The 19612-nt window shown below is 58.6% G+C and carries 22 protein-coding genes, 1 tRNA gene and 1 pseudogene; 12 read left to right on the top strand and 12 right to left on the bottom strand.

Annotation, left to right across the window (positions count from 1 at the left end):
* Positions 1-23 precede the first annotated feature (23 nt).
* Positions 24-1277: a Tol-Pal system beta propeller repeat protein TolB gene (gene tolB / locus B5M06_RS12175; protein ID WP_077345597.1), complete on the bottom strand. Its 1254-nt coding sequence runs from the start codon at positions 1275-1277 to the stop codon at positions 24-26.
* Between the two features lie 213 nt (positions 1278-1490).
* Between tolB and msbA the strand changes: the two genes are divergently transcribed.
* Positions 1491-3269, top strand: coding sequence for a lipid A export permease/ATP-binding protein MsbA (msbA, locus tag B5M06_RS12170; protein WP_054067664.1), 1779 nt, complete (start codon positions 1491-1493; stop codon positions 3267-3269).
* 144 nt (positions 3270-3413) lie between these two features.
* Here msbA and B5M06_RS12165 read toward each other — a convergent pair whose 3' ends face one another.
* The 6 genes from B5M06_RS12165 to mltG all read right to left on the bottom strand — a co-directional run bounded on the left by B5M06_RS12165 (position 3414) and on the right by mltG (position 8046).
* Positions 3414-4094 carry an ankyrin repeat domain-containing protein gene (locus B5M06_RS12165; protein ID WP_054067663.1) on the bottom strand — a complete coding sequence of 227 codons (681 nt, stop codon included), beginning with the start codon at positions 4092-4094 and terminating at the stop codon, positions 3414-3416.
* Positions 4091-4900, bottom strand: coding sequence for a TatD family hydrolase (locus tag B5M06_RS12160; protein ID WP_054067662.1), 810 nt, complete (start codon positions 4898-4900; stop codon positions 4091-4093). The genes B5M06_RS12165 and B5M06_RS12160 overlap by 4 nt, the downstream gene beginning before the upstream one ends.
* A gap of 70 nt (positions 4901-4970) precedes the next feature.
* On the bottom strand, positions 4971-5330 hold the full coding sequence (locus tag B5M06_RS12155) for a PilZ domain-containing protein (protein ID WP_054067661.1): 360 nt from the start codon (positions 5328-5330) through the stop codon (positions 4971-4973).
* Positions 5331-5348: 18 nt separating this feature from the next.
* The gene (locus B5M06_RS12150) at positions 5349-6359 is read right to left on the bottom strand and encodes a DNA polymerase (RefSeq protein ID WP_054067660.1); all 1011 of its coding nucleotides are present in this window, start codon (positions 6357-6359) and stop codon (positions 5349-5351) included.
* Positions 6356-7033: a dTMP kinase gene (gene tmk, locus B5M06_RS12145; protein ID WP_054067659.1), complete on the bottom strand. Its 678-nt coding sequence runs from the start codon at positions 7031-7033 to the stop codon at positions 6356-6358. Before tmk ends, B5M06_RS12150 begins: the two co-directional genes overlap by 4 nt.
* 65 nt (positions 7034-7098) lie before the next feature.
* Entirely contained in the window at positions 7099-8046 is a 948-nt protein-coding gene (gene mltG / locus B5M06_RS12140) for an endolytic transglycosylase MltG (protein WP_420809985.1), read from the bottom strand.
* 94 nt (positions 8047-8140) lie between these two features.
* Here mltG and ygfZ point away from each other — a divergent pair, with 94 nt between their 5' ends.
* Positions 8141-9046, top strand: a complete 906-nt coding sequence (ygfZ, locus tag B5M06_RS12135; RefSeq protein WP_054067657.1) for a CAF17-like 4Fe-4S cluster assembly/insertion protein YgfZ — start codon at positions 8141-8143, stop codon at positions 9044-9046.
* A gap of 74 nt (positions 9047-9120) precedes the next feature.
* Here ygfZ and B5M06_RS12130 read toward each other — a convergent pair whose 3' ends face one another.
* Positions 9121-10215 (bottom strand): NAD(P)-dependent alcohol dehydrogenase, encoded by a 1095-nt coding sequence (locus B5M06_RS12130; protein WP_054067656.1) that lies wholly within the window; start codon positions 10213-10215, stop codon positions 9121-9123.
* 130 nt (positions 10216-10345) lie between these two features.
* Positions 10346-10507, bottom strand: a complete 162-nt coding sequence (locus tag B5M06_RS17040; protein WP_162777466.1) for a hypothetical protein — start codon at positions 10505-10507, stop codon at positions 10346-10348.
* Positions 10508-10523: 16 nt separating this feature from the next.
* Between B5M06_RS17040 and B5M06_RS12125 the strand changes: the two genes are divergently transcribed.
* The 7 genes from B5M06_RS12125 (at position 10524) to B5M06_RS12095 (ending at position 14440) form a co-directional block, all read left to right on the top strand.
* Positions 10524-10600, top strand: a tRNA-Pro gene (locus tag B5M06_RS12125).
* Positions 10601-10695: 95 nt separating this feature from the next.
* Positions 10696-11046 carry a single stranded DNA-binding domain-containing protein gene (locus tag B5M06_RS12120; protein WP_054067655.1) on the top strand — a complete coding sequence of 117 codons (351 nt, stop codon included), beginning with the start codon at positions 10696-10698 and terminating at the stop codon, positions 11044-11046.
* Between the two features lie 117 nt (positions 11047-11163).
* Positions 11164-11955 (top strand): MetQ/NlpA family ABC transporter substrate-binding protein, encoded by a 792-nt coding sequence (locus B5M06_RS12115; protein ID WP_054067654.1) that lies wholly within the window; start codon positions 11164-11166, stop codon positions 11953-11955.
* A 155-nt stretch (positions 11956-12110) separates the two neighbouring features.
* Positions 12111-12383 carry a (2Fe-2S)-binding protein gene (locus tag B5M06_RS12110; protein WP_054067653.1) on the top strand — a complete coding sequence of 91 codons (273 nt, stop codon included), beginning with the start codon at positions 12111-12113 and terminating at the stop codon, positions 12381-12383.
* A gap of 147 nt (positions 12384-12530) precedes the next feature.
* The gene (locus B5M06_RS12105; protein ID WP_054067652.1) at positions 12531-13274 is read left to right on the top strand and encodes an energy transducer TonB; all 744 of its coding nucleotides are present in this window, start codon (positions 12531-12533) and stop codon (positions 13272-13274) included.
* Between the two features lie 20 nt (positions 13275-13294).
* Complete coding sequence (locus B5M06_RS12100) at positions 13295-14026, top strand: MotA/TolQ/ExbB proton channel family protein (protein WP_054067651.1); 732 nt, start codon at positions 13295-13297, stop codon at positions 14024-14026.
* Between the two features lie 3 nt (positions 14027-14029).
* On the top strand, positions 14030-14440 hold the full coding sequence (locus B5M06_RS12095; RefSeq protein ID WP_054067650.1) for an ExbD/TolR family protein: 411 nt from the start codon (positions 14030-14032) through the stop codon (positions 14438-14440).
* Positions 14441-14651: 211 nt separating this feature from the next.
* Here the strand turns inward: B5M06_RS12095 and B5M06_RS12090 are convergent.
* A pseudogene (locus B5M06_RS12090) lies at positions 14652-15618 on the bottom strand (IS30 family transposase).
* A 146-nt stretch (positions 15619-15764) separates the two neighbouring features.
* Between B5M06_RS12090 and hemP the strand changes: the two are divergent.
* Positions 15765-15968 (top strand): hemin uptake protein HemP, encoded by a 204-nt coding sequence (hemP, locus tag B5M06_RS12085; RefSeq protein ID WP_054067649.1) that lies wholly within the window; start codon positions 15765-15767, stop codon positions 15966-15968.
* A gap of 171 nt (positions 15969-16139) precedes the next feature.
* Here hemP and B5M06_RS12080 read toward each other — a convergent pair whose 3' ends face one another.
* Positions 16140-16547, bottom strand: coding sequence for a GlcG/HbpS family heme-binding protein (locus B5M06_RS12080; RefSeq protein ID WP_054067648.1), 408 nt, complete (start codon positions 16545-16547; stop codon positions 16140-16142).
* 215 nt (positions 16548-16762) lie between these two features.
* Between B5M06_RS12080 and B5M06_RS12075 the strand changes: the two genes are divergently transcribed.
* Entirely contained in the window at positions 16763-17455 is a 693-nt protein-coding gene (locus B5M06_RS12075) for a Bax inhibitor-1/YccA family protein (protein WP_054067647.1), read from the top strand.
* A gap of 104 nt (positions 17456-17559) precedes the next feature.
* The gene (locus B5M06_RS12070; RefSeq protein WP_054067646.1) at positions 17560-17925 is read left to right on the top strand and encodes a hypothetical protein; all 366 of its coding nucleotides are present in this window, start codon (positions 17560-17562) and stop codon (positions 17923-17925) included.
* Between the two features lie 90 nt (positions 17926-18015).
* On the opposite strand, the gene rlmD is transcribed toward B5M06_RS12070, so the two are convergent.
* The gene (rlmD, locus tag B5M06_RS12065) at positions 18016-19473 is read right to left on the bottom strand and encodes a 23S rRNA (uracil(1939)-C(5))-methyltransferase RlmD (RefSeq protein WP_114070964.1); all 1458 of its coding nucleotides are present in this window, start codon (positions 19471-19473) and stop codon (positions 18016-18018) included.
* Positions 19474-19612 lie beyond the last annotated feature (139 nt).

Genomic DNA, 19612 nt, shown 5'->3' with positions numbered 1-19612 from the left:
TGACAAAGGTTTACCTGTCGCAATCAATATTTTTGATAAGGACCCCAGTCAGGCTCTCGGATTTCGCCGCCTTTGCCTGCCAGACGTGCTTTGATCTTGCCGTCCAGTGTGGTCGTCATCAATGCTTCACGACCGCCTTGCTTGGTCGCATACACAATCAGGCGGCTGTTAGGCGCGAAGCTGGGGCTTTCATCCTCGGAGGTATCGGTGATCGCAGACAGCTGACCGTTTTCCAGATCCATGACGTGCAGCTTGAAAGCTCCACCCACACGCGAGATGTACGCCAGCCAGCGGCCATCGGGGCTGACCGCAGGCGAAATGTTGTAGTTACCGCTGAATGTGACACGCTGCGCGCTGCCACCACTGACGGGCACCTTGTAGATCTGGGGAGAGCCGCCGCGGTCGCTGACAAAGAAAATCGTCTGGCCATCTGCCGAGAATGCGGGCTCGGTATCGATGCCATTGCTCTGGGTCAGACGCTTGGGCTCCCCACCGTGCGAGCTGATGGTGTAGAGCTGGGACAGGCCATCGCGCGTCAACGTCACAGCCAGTGTCTTGCCATCGGGCGACCAGGCTGGCGCACTGTTGGAGCCACGGAAGTTCGCCACCAGACGGCGGCGGCCCGTTGCCACTTCGTGCACATAGATCACGGGCTTGCGTGCCTCAAAAGACACATAGGCCAGCTCTGCCCCGTTGGGTGACCAGGCCGGAGAAATAATGGGCTCAGTGCTCGACAACGCAGACTGGGCATTCTCGCCATCGGCATCGGCCACCCACAGCACATAGCGCTTGCCCGCCTTGGTGACGTAGGCAATGCGGGTGGAGAAGATGCCTTTTTCACCCGTCAGTTTTTCATAGATGAAGTCAGCAATGCGGTGCGCCACCAAACGCAGATCACCCTGCACCACGACAAAGCCCTGCCCGCCCAAGTCCTGGGCCTTGACCACATCCCACAGGCGGAAGCGTACGTCATAGCGGCCATCGGTCAGGCGTGTCACGCTGCCCGTTGCCAGGGCATCAGCGCCACGCTGGCGCCACTCTGCCATGTCAGGACGCGAGGTTTCATCCAGTGCCTGTCCCGTAGCCGGGATATTGCGAAACAGGCCACTGCGTTCCAGGTCGGCGCGAACGATCTCAGAGATCTTCTGCGACACGCCCTCTTCGCCACGGAATGCTGGCAAGGCAATCGGAATCTGCGTCAGACCAACGCCACTGACTTCGACACGGAATTGCGCCAGCGCTGGCATGGCCGGCACAGCCGCCAAAGCCCCGAGCATGGATCGACGCGATGCAAGTGCAGTGCTTGCACTGGAGATAAAAGCTTGGAATGGGTATTCAGTATTCATGCGCAGCCATCATGTGCCGGATTAGGCTCCCGGTGTAATGTGGGAATGTTACACACAGTTCAGTGCCCGCGAGCAAACCATTGCTGTGTCAATGTGTATGACTGCGTAAGCGCCCGAGAGAGCGCACGTAGAATCGGCGGCGACATGCAAAGCAATTCCCCCCATATCCGCATGGCAGCCCCTGCCTCCACTGATTTGCCCCTGCGCCAGCGCCTGGCTCGCGTTGCGCCCTACTTTGGCAATCAGCGCATGGCGTGGAGTCTGGCCATCATTGCCACCCTGGTTGGCTCAGCGACAGAGCCCTTGATTCCCGCCCTGCTGCAACCACTGCTGGACAGCGGCTTTACCAAGGGCACGCTCAACCTGTGGCTGGTGCCCGTATTCATCATCGGGCTTTTTTTCATTCGTGGGCTGGCCCAGTTTGCCGGTCAATATGCACTCTCGCGCATTGCCAATGAAGGCATGCTGCGCCTGCGCAAGGATTTGTTCGAGCGCGTGCAGGTGGCGCAGATGGACTTGTTCTCCAAGCAGTCGGCCAGCGCCCTGTCCAATACCGTGGTGTATGAGGTGCAAACCGGCGCTACGCAGCTGGTGCAGGCATTTCTGGCCATTTCACGCGATGGTTTCACGCTGATCGCGCTGCTGGGCTATCTGCTGTATCTGAACTGGCAGCTTACGCTGGCTGTAACCTTCATCGTTCCCACCGTGGGCTGGATCATGAAGACCCTGTCGCGCCGCCTGTACCGCATCACCAAGAGCAGCCAGCAGGCTACCGATGCACTGGCCTATGTGGTGGAAGAAAATGTGCTGGCCCACCGCATGGTGCGCCTGCATGGTGCACAGCAGTCCCAGACCAACCGTTTTGTGGAACTCAGCCGCCAGCTGCGCAAGCTCAATATCAAGTCCACCATCGCCTCGGCAGCCATGACACCGACCACCCAGCTGATGGCGGCCGTTGCCCTGTCTGCGGTGATCTGCATCGCCTTGTGGCAGGGGCGCAATGAAGACGTTACCGTCGGCAGCTTTGTGGCTTTCATCAGCGCCATGCTGATGCTGATTGCGCCGCTGCGCCGTATGGCCGATGTGGCCAACCCCATCACGCGTGGCGTGGCTGCCCTGGAGCGCGGCCTGGCGCTGATGGAAGACAGCACCGCCGAGCAAGGCGGCTCGCAGCGCCCAGCCAGCGTCAAAGGCAAGATTGAGCTGTGTGATGTCAGCGTCTCTTTTGGCGAAGACAAGCCCCCCGCACTCAGCCGCGTAAACCTGACCGTTCACCCTGGTGAAGTCGTGGCGCTGGTTGGTCCGTCCGGTGCGGGCAAGACCACGCTGGTCAATCTGCTGCCACGCTTTCTCAACCCTACTGCGGGCGAAGTGCGCATGGATGGGCTAGCCCTGCCGCAGTGGGACCTGAACTATCTGCGCCAGCAGTTCGCCATGGTCAGCCAGGATGTGGTGATGTTCAATGACACTGTGGCCGCCAACGTGGCTCTGGGGCTGGAGGTGGATGAAACCCGCGTCTGGTCCTGCCTGGAGGCCGCCAATCTGGCCGAGCATGTGCGCCAGATGCCCAACGGCATCCACACCGAAGTGGGCCACAACGCCACGCAGCTCTCAGGCGGTCAGCGTCAGCGCCTGGCCATTGCACGCGCGCTGTACAAGAATGCGCCGATTCTGATTCTGGACGAGGCCACCTCTGCGCTTGATACCGAGTCCGAGCGTCTGGTGCAGCAGGCCTTGCAGACCCTGATGCAGGGCCGCACCACCCTGGTGATTGCCCACCGCCTGTCCACCATTGAACATGCCAACCGTGTCGTGGTCATGGAACGTGGCCACATTGCCGAGCAAGGCACCCACGCCGAACTGATGGCCATGGGCGGTCTGTACGCCCGACTGCAGGCACACACGGGCAGCCAAGGCAACTAAAGACAGCTCTGAAAATCAAAGCGCCTTGCGCTGATTGCAAGCCACTTTCAATATGAAAACTATCTGAAAGTGAATATGGATCAGCGCAAGGCGCTATTTTTTTATAGAGTTTGAGCTTAAGCTTTTGCTCTGGCCCTGCAGTGCTTACCAGCTGGCCTTGGAGCGGCGTGTGGCCTGGTAGGCCTCATCCAGCATCTTGACCATGAATTCCCGCTCGGAGCGACGGGCAAAGTCCACGGCGCTCAGCCCCTGCTGGTTGCGCAGCTGTACATCAGCGCCCCCATCCAGCAGCAGCTTGACCATGCCCTCCGAGCCATACTGCGCAGCCAGCATCAGCGGCGTGCTCTTGTTGGGTGACTCCGCATCGATGTAGGCATGGTTTTCCAGCAGCAGGCGCACAATTTCCGTGCTGTGCTCGTGGTTGGCGCTGGCGGCATAGTGCAGCGGCGTCCAGCCTGGCTTGTTGACCGAAGCCCCCATGGCCAGCAGCCGCTGCACCAGCGCCAGATTGCCCTTGATGCTGGCGTACATCAGCGCGGTTTCGCCTGAAGGACTGGCCAGATCGACCTTGATCTTGGGGGAATTGAGCAATTCATCCGCCACACGCAGAGACTCCTGCTGCATGGCCTTGACCAGCATGGGCACGCCCTGGCGGTCTCGTGTATTCGGGTCCAGCCCCTGCCGCAGCAAGTCGCGCATGCCCAGATAGTCATCACGAATGACCAAGGTGTGCAAATGCGAGCCCAGATCGGCCGCCTGCACCCATGGCATTGCACCTATCCACACACTGGCACTCAGTGCCTGCAGCAGGGTTCTGCGTTTCATTCCGTCACCACACCTTGAAAGAGTTGGTCAAAGTTCCTACTGGTCAATGCTGCCACGGCTTCCACCGTCATGCCGCGCACTTCAGCGACCTGCTTGGCCACATAGGGGACATAAGCAGGGGTATTGGTCTTGCCGCGGAAAGGTACAGGCGCCAGATAAGGACTGTCGGTTTCAATCAGGATACGGTCTGCAGGCACATAGGCGGCCACTTCACGCAGGTATTGCGCACTCTTGAAGGTGACGATCCCAGAAAACGAAATGTAAAAACCCAGATCCAGCGCCTGCTTGGCCACTTCCATGCTTTCAGTAAAGCAGTGGAACACGCCACCTGCGCTGCCTGCAGAGCCGTCTTCGCCCTCTTCCTTGAGGATGCGGATGGTGTCTTCCTGCGCCGCGCGGGTGTGAATCACCAACGGTTTCTGTGCCTGCTGCGCCGCACGGATGTGGGTGCGAAAGCGCTCACGCTGCCACTCCATATCCGCAATCGTGCGCCCGCCCTTGCGGTCTTCCATGCCGTAGTAGTCCAGCCCTGTCTCACCAATGCCCACCACACGAGGCAGCCCTGCCAACTTGACCAGATCGTCCACACTGGGCTCGGTCATGTGTTCGGTATCAGGGTGCACGCCGACGGTACACCACAGGTTGTCATGCGTGGTGGCCAGGGCATGCACATCCGGGAACTCTTCCATGGTGCAGGAAATGCACAGCGCACGCGTGACCTGCGCCTGTGCCATGGCTTCTTGAATCGCAGGCAGATTGGCAGACAGTTCTGGGAAATTCAGATGACAGTGAGAATCGGTAAACATGAGAAATCAAAGGCACAAAAAACAATGCCGGCCGAGGGTCCCCCTGGCCGGCATCGGAAAGAGAAATGGCTTACACCGTCTGCGTCGCCCGGTCAGAGCCCAGTGACGTGCCCAGCATCTGCTCAATCTTGGCCTTGAGCTGGACAGACTTGTCGTCCTTGGGAAAGCACACACCAATGCCCTGCGCGCGGTTGCCTGCAGCACCTGCAGGCGTTACCCAGCCGACCTTGCCAGCAATGGGGTAGCGCTGAGGGTCATCTGGCAGGGTCAGCAACACATAGACATCGTCGCCCAGACGGAACTGGCGGTTGGTCGCCACAAAGATACCGCCATTGGCAAACAGCGGGATATACGCTGCATACAAAGCCCCTTTTTCCTTCAGGGCAAGCTGCAGAACACTGGGGCGAGGTGGCGACGACTGCATATTCATAAAGTGTGCAACAACAGGTTAATGCCTGGAGTTTAGAACCGTGCACGCCTGCGCCACAAGGGCTTCAGTCATGAGGTTGGCATTAAATGGGTGCTCCGCCGTGCGCGCTTCCTGCGCCAGCGACTTGGCCCAGCGCGCCAGCACCATCACGGAAGGCGCGCGCGGCAAGTCCTGCGCAGCAAAGTAACGTGGGGCCGCGCCCTGTGCCACACACATCAGGTCATGGCAGAGCTTTTGCAGCCACTGCACCACTTCAGGCGGCGACATCTCCGCAAACACGGCCACATCCCCGCTGGCCACTGCCTTGGGCAGACGTGCAAAAACGCCCATGCCTTTGCCGGACTGTGCCATCTGCCAGGCATCAAAAGGCCGACCACCTGCCGCACGCAGGCAGACCTCGGCATCCTGCTGCGAAACGCCCTGCTCCTGCAGCCACTGCAGCATCTGCGCCTGCTGTGGCCAGAGCATGGTGTGGGCCAGACAGCGGCTGCGGATGGTGGGCAGCAACTGGTGCGCCGCTTCCGTTGCCAGCACAAAGCGCACATCGCCCGGCGGCTCCTCCAGCGTCTTGAGCAAGGCATTGGCCGTGACCGCATTCATCTGCTCGGCCGGGTAGACCAGCACCGCCTTGCCGCACCCTCGCGCCGAAGTGCGCTGCGTGAACTCCACGGCATCGCGCATGGCATCGACGCGAATTTCCTTGCTGGGCTTGCGCTTCTTGTCGTCAATTTCAGACTGCGCCTTTTCACTCAAAGGCCAGCCGCGCGCCATCATGTCCACCTCGGGCATCAGCACAAAGAGGTCAGCATGGGCATGCACATCGATGCTGTGACAGCTTGCGCAATGACCACACGCAGCGCCATCGGCACCCGGCTGCTCGCACAGCCAAGCACGCACCAGCGCCATGCCCAGTTCAAACTGCCCCATGCCGGATGGTCCCTGCAGCAGCCATGCATGACCGCGCTGCGCCAACAGACTCTGGCGCTGCTGTGCCAGCCAGGGAGCGAGTGTGCTGGCGGCTGCGCTCACGCTGCAGCTCCTGACTCTCCGGGCAGATAGCCACGCGCCACCAGCACATCGGCCACCTGCTGCCAGACCGCTTCACGGCTGCAATTGGCATCAATGCGCGCAAAGCGCTGGGGAGCAGCCGCACAGCGGCGGGCATAGCCATCAGCCACTGCCGCAAAAAAGTCCTGAGGCTGCGCCTCAAACCTATCAGGCACGCGTGCACCTGCCAGCCGCCCAGCAGCTACGGCAGCAGGCAGATCGAACCAGATGGTCAGATCAGGCTCACGCATCAAATCTGCTTGCGGGGCGCACCCCGTCTGCGCCATACGCTCCAGAATTTGAAGCTTTTCCCAGTCAAAACCACGGCCTGCGCCCTGGTAGGCAAAGGTGGCATCGGTAAAGCGGTCGCTGACCACCACCTCCCCGCGTGCCAGCGCAGGCTCTATCACCTGCACCAGATGGTCGCGGCGTGCAGCAAAGGCGACCAGCGCTTCGGTCAGTGGGTCCATGGCCTCGTGCAGCAGCAGCGCACGCAGCTTTTCGGCCAGCGGCGTGCCACCGGGTTCACGCGTGAGCGTGACCGTGCGCCCCGCGTCACGGAAAGCCTGCGCCAGCGCTGCAATATGCGAAGACTTGCCGGCGCCATCAATGCCTTCAAAACTGATAAACAGGCCGGTTGCTTGTGTATGTGTCAAAACAGAGTCTCAGATTCAGAAAGGCTGGCACATGCTGCCAGCCGGTAGTGCCTCTACCCGTGCAATTACTTACCTCCGCGCTGATAGCGGTTGACGGCACGGTTGTGCTCGTCCAGTGTCGCGCTGAAGTAGCTCGTGCCATCACCGCGCGCCACAAAATAATAAGCCTTGGTCGGTTCAGGCTGCACGGCAGCCATCAGCGACGCCATACCGGGCATGGCAATCGGCGTGGGTGGCAGCCCAGCACGGGTGTACGTGTTCCAGGGCGTGTCCGTCTGCAGGTCACGTTTACGCAGATTGCCATCAAACTTTTCGCCCAGTCCATAAATCACAGAGGGGTCGGTCTGCAGGCGCATGCCAATACGCAGGCGGTTGCTGAACACCCCGGCAATCTGACCGCGGTCGCTCTCACGCCCAGTTTCTTTTTCTACGATGCTGGCAAGAATCAGTGCCTCATACGGCGTCTTCAGGGGCGAATCCGCACTGCGCTGTGCCCAGACTTCGTTCAGGCGTCGCTCCATGGCATGCATGGCACGGCGCAGTACTGCCAGCTCACTGCTGCCTTTGGCATAGGTATAGGTGTCGGGGAAGAACATGCCCTCTGGCGCCACGCCGGGCTTGCCCAGAGCCGCCATCAGTTCAGCATCCGTCATGCCTTGCGTGTCATGCTTGAGAAACTCGTCTCTGGCGATCTGGGCGCGCATCTGACGGAAGGTCCAGCCTTCCACAAAAGTAATGGCGCGCAGGCTTTCTTCTCCGCGCACCAGCTTTTGCAGCAAAGAGCGTGGCGTCACGCCTGCCTCCAGCTCATAGTTACCAGCGCGAATCTGGCGATCCTGGCCAGAGACCCGGAACCAGTAGTACAGCAGGCGTGCATCGGTATCCACCCCAGCAGCGACTACGGCCTGCGCCACACCACGCGGAGAAGTGCCTGCTTCAATGTCCAGCTCCACCGTGGACTGAGCCAGTTTCAAGGGTTGCCCCAGCCACCATGCAGCTGCGCCGCCCCCCATGGCCACCAAAGCCACCACCACCAAGAAAACTACGAGTAAACGTCGCACAACCTTTTTGCGTCCATAGAAAAAGATCGGGCATCATAATTCACCCATGACCGAGACCCTTCAAGGCATTGCTCCTATTTCGCATCTGGGCATCATCCGTGTGCAAGGTGATGATGCTGCCAGTTTCCTCCATGGCCAGCTGACCAACGACTTCGTGCTGCTGGACCAGCAGCACGCCCGTCTGGCAGCCTTCTGTTCGGCCAAAGGCCGTATGCAGGCCAGCTTTATTGGCTTCAAGCGCGCGCCAGACGACATTCTGCTGATCTGCAGCCAGGACCTGCTGACACGCACGCTCAAGCGCCTTTCCATGTTTGTGCTGCGCGCCAAGGCCAAGCTCACGGATGCCAGCGCCGACTTTCAGCTGTTCGGCCTGATCGGCAACGCTGTTCCAGCGACCGAAGCCCCCTGGACGCTGCACACACAGGCTGATGGCAGCCATCTGGTACACCTCTACCCTGCGGCAGGTCAGCCTCGCGCCCTGCTGGTAGCTCCCGTGGGCACACCTGCGCCGCAAGGTACAGTGCTGACACCCGAGCAGTGGCTGTGGACCGAGGTAGCCAGCGGCATCGCCATGGTGTCCGAGCCCGTATTTGAGCTGTTCGTGCCACAGATGCTGAACTACGAATCCGTAGGTGGCGTGAATTTCAAGAAAGGCTGCTACCCCGGCCAGGAAGTGGTGGCTCGCAGCCAGTTCCGTGGCACGCTCAAGCGCCGCGCCTACATCGTGCATGCAGACCAACCATTGAACGCAGGCCAGGAAGTGTTTGCGGCCAGCGACGCCGAACAGGCCACAGGCACCGTGGTGCAGGCCGCCCCTGCCCCACAGGGCGGCTGGGATGCCATTGTCAGCATGCAGATTCAGTCGGCACAGGAAGCACTGACGGCAGGCAGCCCTGAGGGCGTTGCTTTGACGGTCCAGTCCCTGCCCTACGCGCTGCTGGAAGATATCTAAATCTACAGAGCACAAAGCGTCGCATAAAAAGAACGCCACCCGAAGGTGGCGTTCTTGCTGGAGCCGTTACTGCATCAGGGCTTGATGGCGATCTTGAGCACGCCATCGCGCTGGTTGGCAAACAGATCGTAGGCCTCCACGATGTCGTCGAGCTTGCGCTGGTGCGTGACCAGCACACCCAAGTCGAGCCGGTTGCCCTGAATCACATTCATCAGGCGGCGCATACGCTCTTTGCCGCCGGGGCACAGGGCGGTACGGATGGTGTGGTCGCCCAGCCCCGCTGCAAAGGCAGACAGCGGAATCTTCACATCTTCGGAATACACCCCCAGGCTGGACAGCGTGCCACCGGGCTTGATCACCTTCATGGCCTGCTCAAACGTAGCCTGTGTGCCCAGCGCTTCGATGGAGCTGTCCGCGCCCTTACCACCCGTCAGTTTCATGACTTCGCTGATCACATCCACATTGCGGAAGTTCAGCGTCACATCTGCGCCCATTTTTTTCGCAATATCCAGACGGTGGTCATTGCCGTCCACAGCAATGATGGTGGTTGCGCCCAGCAGGCGTGCACCAGCTGTTGCACACAAACCAATAGGACCTTGCGCAAACACCACCACGGTGTCGCCAATCTTGATGTTGGCGTTTTCTGCACCGACAAAACCGGTAGACATGATGTCCGGGCACATCAGCACCTGCTCGTCAGTCAAACCATCAGGGATAGGTGCCAGGTTGGCCTGCGCATCAGGCACGAGCACATATTCCGCCTGGGTGCCATCAATCAGGTTACCGAAGCGCCAGCCTGCCGTGGCCTTGTAGCCATGGCAACCGCACAGCCCGCGTGGCACCAGATAGCTGCCATCCTGGCTGGGATAGCCATCTTGCGCAGCGTAGCTGTTGAAGTTGGGGCAAATCGCACCAGCAATCACGCGCTGGCCTTCCTGGTAACCCTGCACTGCGCTGCCCAGCTTTTCAATCACGCCCACAGGCTCGTGCCCCACGGTCAGACCTTTTTCCACAGGGTATTCGCCCTTGAGGATGTGCACGTCTGTGCCGCAGATGGTCGTGGTAGTGATGCGGATCAGCGCATCATTGGGCCCAACGTCAGGGATGGGTTTCTCGACGATTTCGATGCGACCTTTTTCCAAAAAGGCAGCTGCCTTCATCATTGCCATATCTATGCTCCTTACCGGTATCGACTGCAGCCAGCCGTGCAGTTCATGTGCCAGACACTGTGTCTTGGCTTTACATACTACGGGCTTTGCACCCCACTACACACCATGCCAAAGTTTGTCTTGACTCCTATCAAGAAGCAGACAATTCACCCCAGACCATCCGCTCAGGCTCTGCCATCTCCAGTAAAATAAACAGCTTGTCCAGCGCACTGGCTTGTACGCCACGACTGGGCATGTTGGCCAGAATCCGAAAATTTCCTGCTTGAATTTTTATTAGGCGTTTTTTCGGCATATAATCTAGGTCTTGTCGGCGTGTAGCGCAGCCTGGTAGCGCACTTGCATGGGGTGCAAGGGGTCGCGAGTTCGAATCCCGCCACGCCGACCATTGATATAGAAAAAGGCTAACAGCGTGCTGTTAGCCTTTTTTGTTTTTTCATTTTTATTTTTAGCCCCCACTGGGCTGCGAGAGTGCTATAGAAAATGATTGAAGGTTTGATCACCGGACGCTTGACCACAGACCCTAGCGAGCGCGTAGACCGTTTTGGCAAAACATTCATGGTGGCCCGTATGCGCGCCACAGTTGGTGACGGTGGATTGCGAGCCAATTCGGGCGACGGCCCCAGCAGCCTGTTTGTCAACGTGGTGGCATTCGACCCCGTACCCTGCGCACAGCTGCGCGAACTGATGGAAGGCGATGTGGTGTCGCTTGTTGGCCCCATTACCCCCAAAGTCTGGACTGATCGCCAGGAAATCAGCTACCCCGCGCTCGATGTCGTCGCCTATCGCGTGATGGCCCTTCCCAAACCACGCACACCCGAGTACGACATCTAAGCCCAAGCAAACAGCTACTTATATTCATTTTTGAATATAAAAATAAGAAAATATTCATCCGAAGAATATATTTACCGTATTACATTCTTCGCATCTGCATATTTTTCGTAGACTGAGATGCTCAACAAACGCCTGTTCCTCCAAGCCGCTCTGGCCATTGCCGCTGCTGGCGCATACACCGCACATGCACAAGACGCGATCAAGGTCGGCGTCACAGCGGGCCCTCACGCGCAAATCATGGAGCACGTGAAAAAAGTGGCTGAAAAAGACGGTCTGAAGATCCAGATCATCGAATTCAGCGACTACGTGCAGCCCAATGCAGCACTGTCCTCCGGCGATCTGCATGCCAACAGCTATCAGCACCAGCCCTATCTGGATGCGCAGATCAAGGACCGTGGCTACAAGTTTGTGAAGCTGGCCAACACGGTCAACTTCCCCATCGGCCTGTACTCCAAGAAGTACAAAAACCTGAACGACCTGCCCAAGGGCGCCAAGTTCGGTATCCCCAACGACCCCACCAATGGCGGCCGCGTGCTGCTGCTGCTGCAGGAGCAAGGTCTGCTCAAGCTCAAGCCCAACGCGGGTCTGAAGGCTACGCCTCTGGATGTGGTCGAAAACCCCAAGAAGCTGAAGTTTGTAGAGCTCGATGCAGCCCAGCTGCCCCGCTCGCTGGATGACCTGGATGCCTCGGCTATCAATACCAACTTTGCCATCTCCGCTGGCCTGAACCCCAAGCGTGATGCGATTGCACTGGAGCGCGCAGACAACCCCTACGTCAACATCCTAGTGGTGCGCGAAGGTGAACAAAATGCCCCATGGGCCAGCAAGCTGGTGAAAGCCTACCAGGATGCCTCCACCAAGGAATTTATTGACGTGACCTTCCAGGGTTCCGTCTTCCCCAGCTTCTAATCGCTGAAACACTTGATCCAAAGCCTTTGGCCCAGCCAAAGGCTTTTTTCATGCCATATGCATAACCTGACTGGGAGGAAGTGTTTGCAAATGCGATGAATTCGCATTTATAATTCTCGCATCACATCAATAGCCAGCCACAACTGCCTGTAGCCATGATCGTTTGTGTATGCCACCGAGTTTCTGATCGCGAAATTGCTCGCCACGCCAATGCCGGCATGAGTTTCGACGAAATCCAGTTTGAACTGGGTGTTGCCACACAGTGCGGTCGCTGCGAGACTTGCGCACGCGACGTAGTGGCCAGATGCGGTGCCCATGGGGGCGCTGCGGCCATCTACAACGAAGTCGCTGCCCAGCCAGTTCAGCTTGCCACCCCTATTCTGGAGAGCAAAGCATGGCCTTCTTCTCAGTTGCTGCAGGCAGCCTGATCCTCGTACTCGGTTGTTCCCTGTGGATCTTTCGCAAATAATCTTCGCTTGCGTCTGCCAGATTCACATTCACGATTGCCCCATTCCCAAGGCCGGATGACCTGCACTGGCCAGCCCAGCGCCCCGAAACTGGTTGTCTGATCTTCTATGTCTTTTCCCGAACATTTCGCCCCCGGTGCTCTCAAGCAAAGAGCCATCATCATTGGGGCCGTCCTGGCTCTGCACGCGGCAGCCATATGGGCACTGCAGCATGGGATGAGCAAACCATCTGCACAGCCGCAGATCATTCCCGCAGAAGTCATTGCGCAGTTCATTGCCCCTCCTGCGCCTGAGCCTCCGGCCCCTGCTCCTGCTCCTGCTGCACCACCCACACCTGCGCCTCCAAAGCCTCAACCCAAGCCCAAGCCGCAGCCGCCCAAACCTGCACCCAAACCCGTGCAGAAGGCCCCTCCTTTGCCTAAGGCGATTGCAGACCCCACGCCTGCACCTGATGCCCCCACAGGCACGCTGGAAAGTGAATCTGCACCCGTGGCAGATACCGCACCACCTGCGCCACCCGCTCCAGCACAGGCCGCACCCACGGCTGCAACGCCGTCCGGCGCACCTGAGGTCGTACTGCCTTCAAGCAATGCGTCCTATCTGAACAACCCACGGCCGTCCTACCCTTCGATCAGCCGTCGCATGGGGGAACAGGGCAGGGTCATGCTGCGTGTGCTGGTCAACACCGATGGCCGTGCCGAGCAAATCGAACTGAAAGAGTCCAGCGGTTTTGACCGCCTGGACAAGGCCGCCATCGCTGCCGTCAAGAAGTGGCGTTTCGTGCCAGGTAAACGCAACGGTGTTCCCGAAGCCATGTGGAACATCGTGCCCATTAATTTCGTTCTCGAATAAACAGTTACTCAGGAGTTTTCATGGAATCCCAATTCGGCATTGCCCACGTCTGGGCGCAAGGCGACTTTGTCACCCGTGGCGTGGCCATCTTGCTGCTGCTCATGTCCGTGGCATCGTGGGTAGTCATCATCGTCAAGGCCCTGGGTCTGATGAAGTACAAGAAGTACGCCAATGAATCCAAGGACTTCTGGCACAGCGAAGACTTTGGCAGCGGCCTGACCAAACTCAGCAGCGATCCCGCCAACCCTTTCCGCTATCTGGCACTGGAAGGCCGTGAAGCCATTGCCCACCACCGCAAGACCAGCGCACACCTGCATGACACGCTGGATGTGTCTGACTGGGTCACCCGCTGCCTGCGCAACGGCATCAACGAGTTCACATCGCGCATGCAGGCAGGTCTGGCGATTCTGGCCTCCGTCGGCTCCACCGCACCCTTCGTCGGTCTGTTTGGCACGGTCTGGGGCATCTACCACGCCCTGATCGTGATCGGCACATCCGGCCAGGCCTCCATCGACAAGGTGGCTGGCCCCATTGGCGAAGCGCTGATCATGACCGCCTTCGGTCTGGCCGTGGCCATTCCCGCCGTGCTGGGCTACAACGCCATCGTGCGCGGCAACAAGGGCGTGCTGAACACCCTCAACAGCTTTGCCCACGACCTGCACGCCTACTTTGTGACCGGCGCCCGCCTGACGGTAGACACCACAGGCGCCAACCCTGACAGCAAAGTACTCTCCATGAAGAAAGGCGCCTAAGCCATGTCTTTCGGCACCCAAGACGACAACGATGAAGTCATGAACGAAATCAACATGACGCCCCTGGTGGACGTTATGCTGGTGCTGCTCATCGTCTTCATCATCACCGTGCCCGTGATGAAGCACGCGGTCAACGTGGACCTGCCGCGCGCTTCGAACGAGCCAGAAGTGGTCAAGCCCCAGAACATCAGTCTGAGCATTGATGCCCAGGGCCAGTACCACTGGAACAAGGAAGCCATCAGCGATGAGCAGCTGGTCGAGCGCCTGCAGGCCGAAGCCGCCAAGGACCCTCAGCCAGATCTGCACATCCACGGCGACAAGGAAGTGCGCTACGAACGTGTAGCCAAGGCCATGGCTGCCGCACAGACCTCTGGCATCCGCAAGATCGGCTTCATCACCGAGCCTGAAAAATAAGCGCGGCTACCGCACTCCTGAACCGCCACCAGCCCTGCACGCCTTGCGCCTGCAGGGCTTTTTCATTGCTGAGCTTCTCTTAAAAAAATAGCTGCTTGCGCTTGAATTTTCTTGTTTTCAAATACTTTTATATTTCAAACCATTGATAAACAAGCGCAAGCAGCTCACTTTTTAATGGCGGATTCAAGACCCAAGTGCAACACCCCTAGGTTTAATGAACGAGGGTGGAGTGTTGGGGTGAGTTGATTAACAACTCACGGTACACGGACAGCGGCGATCGTACCCCAAGCCCCTTGCGAGGGCGGTTGTTGGTCCGTGCCTTTGGGCAGGTACTGCCTCACAAGGCCATTGGTGTTTTCGTTGGAGCCTCGCTGCCAAGGGCTGTGTGGGTCACAGAAGTACACCGCCATACCCGTGTTCTGGGTGAGTTGTTTGTGTAGCGCCATTTCTTTGCCTTGGTCGTACGTCATGCTTTGGCGCATGGGCTGGGCAATGCCGAGCAGCTTGTCCGTGAAGGCTTGCATGACGTTGACTGCACTGGCCGGCTGGAACTCAGGGAGTTTGACCAGCATGAGCAAGCGGCTCGTGCGCTCGACCAAGGTCCCCACAGCGCTGGCGTTGCCAGCGCCCTTGATGAGGTCTCCTTCCCAGTGCCCTGGGAACTGGCGGGCTTCAATCTCGGGCGGGCGCATATGGATGCTGAGCATGTCCGAGATCTGGCCACGGCGGTCTTTGCCCTTGCTGCGAGGCAAGCGTTTGTTCTTCGCTTGGCGCAACTCGCCCACTGGCTGAGCATAGATGCAGTTGTAGATGGTTTCGTGTGACACGCGTAGCTCATGGCCTTTGGGATACAGGTGGGACAGTGTCAACGCAATTTGCTCAGGTGACCAGCGACAGCGCAAGAAATGAACGACCAATTGCCATAGAAGGCTTTGCGGATGCAGCTTGGGCTGAGGTCTTGCGCAGCGCCTTCTTTGTTCGCTGCGCTGCTGAGCGGGTGTGCTTGCATATCCTTGCCCAGACACGCTGTTACGAGCAATCTCTCGACTGATGGTGCTGGCACAGCGGCCTAATATTCGAGCAATGCCACGTACGCTATAGCGCTGCTGTAGCAAGCTGGCGATGGTGAGGCGATCTTCGGGTTGGAGTTGGCTGTATGGCGAACGACTTGCAGACATCTGCTGACCTTAACAGTTGCAGGTGTTGCAGTTCAGATTCGAATCCGCCAATAAAACACTGTCAGAGTTATGGACTAAAAAAAGCTTGCACTTCAAATAAGAATCGTTATCATTAACAACATTCAACGCCATCACTGTTTCACACCATGCAAGTCACACTTCCCCTCCCAAGCACACGCCGCGCCCATTCCGCACCGCCTGCTGTGGCAGACAGTGCGCCTGCATCCAAGGAGCTGTGCCTGGACAGCGAAGCCCTGCTGCGCGGCAACAAGTCCGTCTCTATTGCACACAATGGCGCCATCTACCGCCTGCAGGCCACCAAGCTCGGCAAGCTGATTCTGACCAAGTAAACACATTCATTGTTCATCGTGGGGCGAGGCGGTTTTTCCGTCTCGATTGGACCAGCCAACAAGGCATTCATCGGGCATTGCGTAGCCAGTCTCTTTTTTCCACGACACACAGCCAACAAAAAAAGCGACCACCAGGGTCGCTTCTTTGTTTTCAGGCTTGCAGACTGAGGCTTACAGACCCAGTGCCGCAATACCGGCCTGTGCCACCTGTGCATCTTCGCTGGACTTCACACCAGACACACCGACAGCGCCCAGCACCTGGCCGTCCTTGACGATCATCACACCGCCTTCGAGCAGTCCGTCTACATAGGGCACGCTCAGGAAAGCGTTGCGGCCGTTGTTGATCATGTCTTCAAACGCCTTGGTGTCCTTGCGGCCCACAGCAGCAGTGCGAGCCTTGGCGGGTGCGATGTGCGAGGAAATAGGCGCTGCACCATCCAGACGCTGCAGCCACAGCAGATGGCCGCCATCGTCCACGATGGCAATCGTCACCGCCCAGTTGTTCTTCAGCGCTTCTGCTTCAGCCGCAGCAGCGATTTTCTTGACGTCAGCCAGCTCCAGTTCGTACTTGTTTTTCATTGCTCAGGGTCCGTAGTAAGTTACAGCGCCTGAGCATACTGATAAAGTGTGAGCTCGCCTGATCCTTGTGCGCAAAACATTCCATACAAAAATAAACAAGGCAAAACCTGCATTCCGCGCATCAGCAATGACGCCGGAACTTCTTGCGCCGCTCGCCACTCTTAGAATGTGTGCCGAAAGCGCATCGCTTTTTTGCAAACAGGAGAAATCACACAATGAACCACCCTATCAACACTTGGGACACTGCAGGCTACGGCATCTCGCAGCAGCAGCGCCACAGAGTGCTGCGCAACACCTACTGGCTGCTGGCCCTGAGCCTGCTGCCAACCGTGTTAGGCGCATGGGTTGGCGTGGCAACCGGCATTACTGCCGGTCTGACAGGCTTCATGGGCCTGATCGTCTTTATGGTCGGTGCCTTTGGCTTCATGTTCGCCATTGAAAAGACCAAGCACTCCGCCGCAGGCGTGCCCGTGCTGCTGGCCTTTACCTTCTTCATGGGCCTGATGCTCTCGCGCCTGATCGCCATGGTGCTGGGCTTTAGCAACGGCTCGCAGTTGATCATGACTGCCTTCGCTGGCACCGCTGGTGTCTTCTTTGTCATGGCATCGCTGGCCACCGTCATCAAGCGCGACCTGTCCGGCATGGGCAAGTGGCTGTTTGTGGGCGCCATGGTGCTGATGGTGGGCGCCATCATCAACGTGTTTGTGGGCTCCTCCGCAGGCATGATGGCCATCTCCATGCTGGCGATCGGTATCTTCTCGGCCTACATGCTGTATGACATCAAGCAGATCATCGACGGCGGCGAAACCAACTACATCAGCGCCACACTGGCACTGTATCTGGACGTCTTCAACGTGTTCCAGAGCCTGCTGGCACTGCTGGGCATCATGGGTGGCGAGCGCGACTAAGCTGGCGCACATGCACCTGCAAGGCTCCTTCGGGAGCCTTTTTCATGCCATGCACACAACAAAATGCTTAAGTTTTTATTCTCCGCTGCCGATAATTGAGCCACATGCCAAAGATGATTCACTCCATTCGTCCTGCTTTCTTGCTGTTGCCAATGACTGCAGCGCTGCTGGCAGGCTGTATCGAACAAGTCCCAGGCCTGGGCCCGGACCCGCGTACCGTAGTGCGTGAAAACGAAGCCAAAGCCATCGGTGGTGCCTGCCGTCATGCCATGCGTGGAATTGAGGACTGCTATGCCCTGAACCCGCAGGCACCCAAGTCCATGATTTTTACGGGCTGGAAAGAGATGGATGAATACATGCGCGAGCACAAGATAGAAGGTATCCCTTCCGTGCTGCCACCCAAAGCCCAGACCCCTAAGCCTGCCGTCGAAGACGAAATAGAGACTGAGTACAAAAGGTCTCGCAGCTAAAGCGCCGAACTTTTTGCTGCGCAGACAAGCAAAGAAAAGCCCGGAAGGCATACACCTTCCGGGCTTTGCCGTTTCAAATCTCAGAACTGCTTATTCAGCGCGCTCGAAGACGGCCATGGACTCCACGTGTGCCGTATGCGGGAACATGTTCACCACCCCCGCAGCCACGCAGCGGTAGCCCGCCTGGTGCACCAGCAAGCCTGCATCGCGCGCCAGGGTGGCAGGATTGCAGCTCACATAGACGATGCGCTTGGGGAACTGCCAGTTCTCGTGGCCCTCCGGCAATGGCGGCAGCAAGTCAGGCTGTTCTTCAGTAGCCACGCCGGTCTGCTTGGCGCCAATACGGATCTGGTGAATATCTGCCAGCGCTTTGGACAGTGCAAACGCACCTTCGCGGGGTGGGTCTACCAGCCACTTGTCCGCATTGCCGTCTGCCATCAGCAACTCAGGTGTCATATTGAACAGATTGCGGCCCACAAAGGTGGTGGGGGCCAGCTTGTCACCTTCAACACGCTGTGCATTGTTGGCAGCATAGTTTTCGTGCGAACGCTGCACCAGCGCATCCGAGCCCTCAATACCCAGCACTTCGCGCGCCATGGTCGCAATGGGCAGGGTGAAGTTACCCAAACCACAGAACCAGTCGATCACGCGCTCGTCCTTCCTGGCATCCAGCAGACGCAGAGCCTTGCTCACCAGCACACGGTTGATGTGCGGGTTGACCTGCGTAAAGTCCGTGGGCTTGAAGGGCATGGTGATGCCAAAGTCAGGCAGGCTGTACGACAGCTGCGCTGTGGGCGCATCCATCAGGTGCACGGTGTCCGGCCCCTTGGGCTGCAGCCACCACTGCACGTCGTACTGCTTGCCAAAGTCACGCAGGCGCTGCTTGTCTGCATCGCTCAGCGGCTCCAGATGGCGCAGCACCAGGGCCGTGACATGGTCACCGCAGGCCACTTCAATCTGGGGGCAGGTTTCGCGTGCATCCATGCTGGCGATCAACTCGCGCATGGGCAGCAGCATGGCGTCCACATGGGGGGGCAGCACCTTGCAGGTTTCCATGTCGGCGATGTAGCGGCTCTTGCGCTCGTGGAAGCCCACCAACACCTTGCCCTTCTTGATGACATAGCGCACTGCCAGACGGGCGCGGAAGCGATAGCCCCAGGTGGGCCCCTCGATGGGGCGCATCATGGTCTCGGGCTTGACCTTGCCCAGGTGCCACAGGTTGTCCTCCAGCACGCGCTGCTTGATCGCCACCTGGGCGCTGACATGCATGTGCTGCATCTTGCAGCCACCGCAGGCACCTTCGTGCAGCCCAAAGTGGGGGCAGCCTGGCTGTACACGCTGCGAAGACTCGCGCTTGACTTCCAGCAGGCTGGCTGCCTCCCAGTTGTTTTTCTTGCGGTGCACATTGGCCGTGACCAGCTCTGTGGGCAAGGCGCCATCGATGAACACCACCTTGCCATCAGGCTTGCGGGCCACACCCTTGGCCTCCATGTCCATGGAGATCACTTCCAGCCAGCCCTCAGGCAGGCTGGGATCACCAGCAGGCATGTCTACGTAATTCGAATCGGGGGAAAGCTTGTCGTTCTGGTCACTCATGATGGGCAACATTGTCTCAGGCTCAGGGCGCTTGTAGACATTGCCCATCAGGAAAACCTGCTGCCGCGTGACATCAAGCACCGGCACTGCC

This window comes from Comamonas kerstersii (assembly GCF_002056725.1).
GTDB lineage: Bacteria > Pseudomonadota > Gammaproteobacteria > Burkholderiales > Burkholderiaceae_C > Comamonas > Comamonas kerstersii.
The sequence above is the reverse complement of the archived record's forward strand: the minus strand, read 5'-3'. Positions and strand labels throughout refer to the sequence as shown.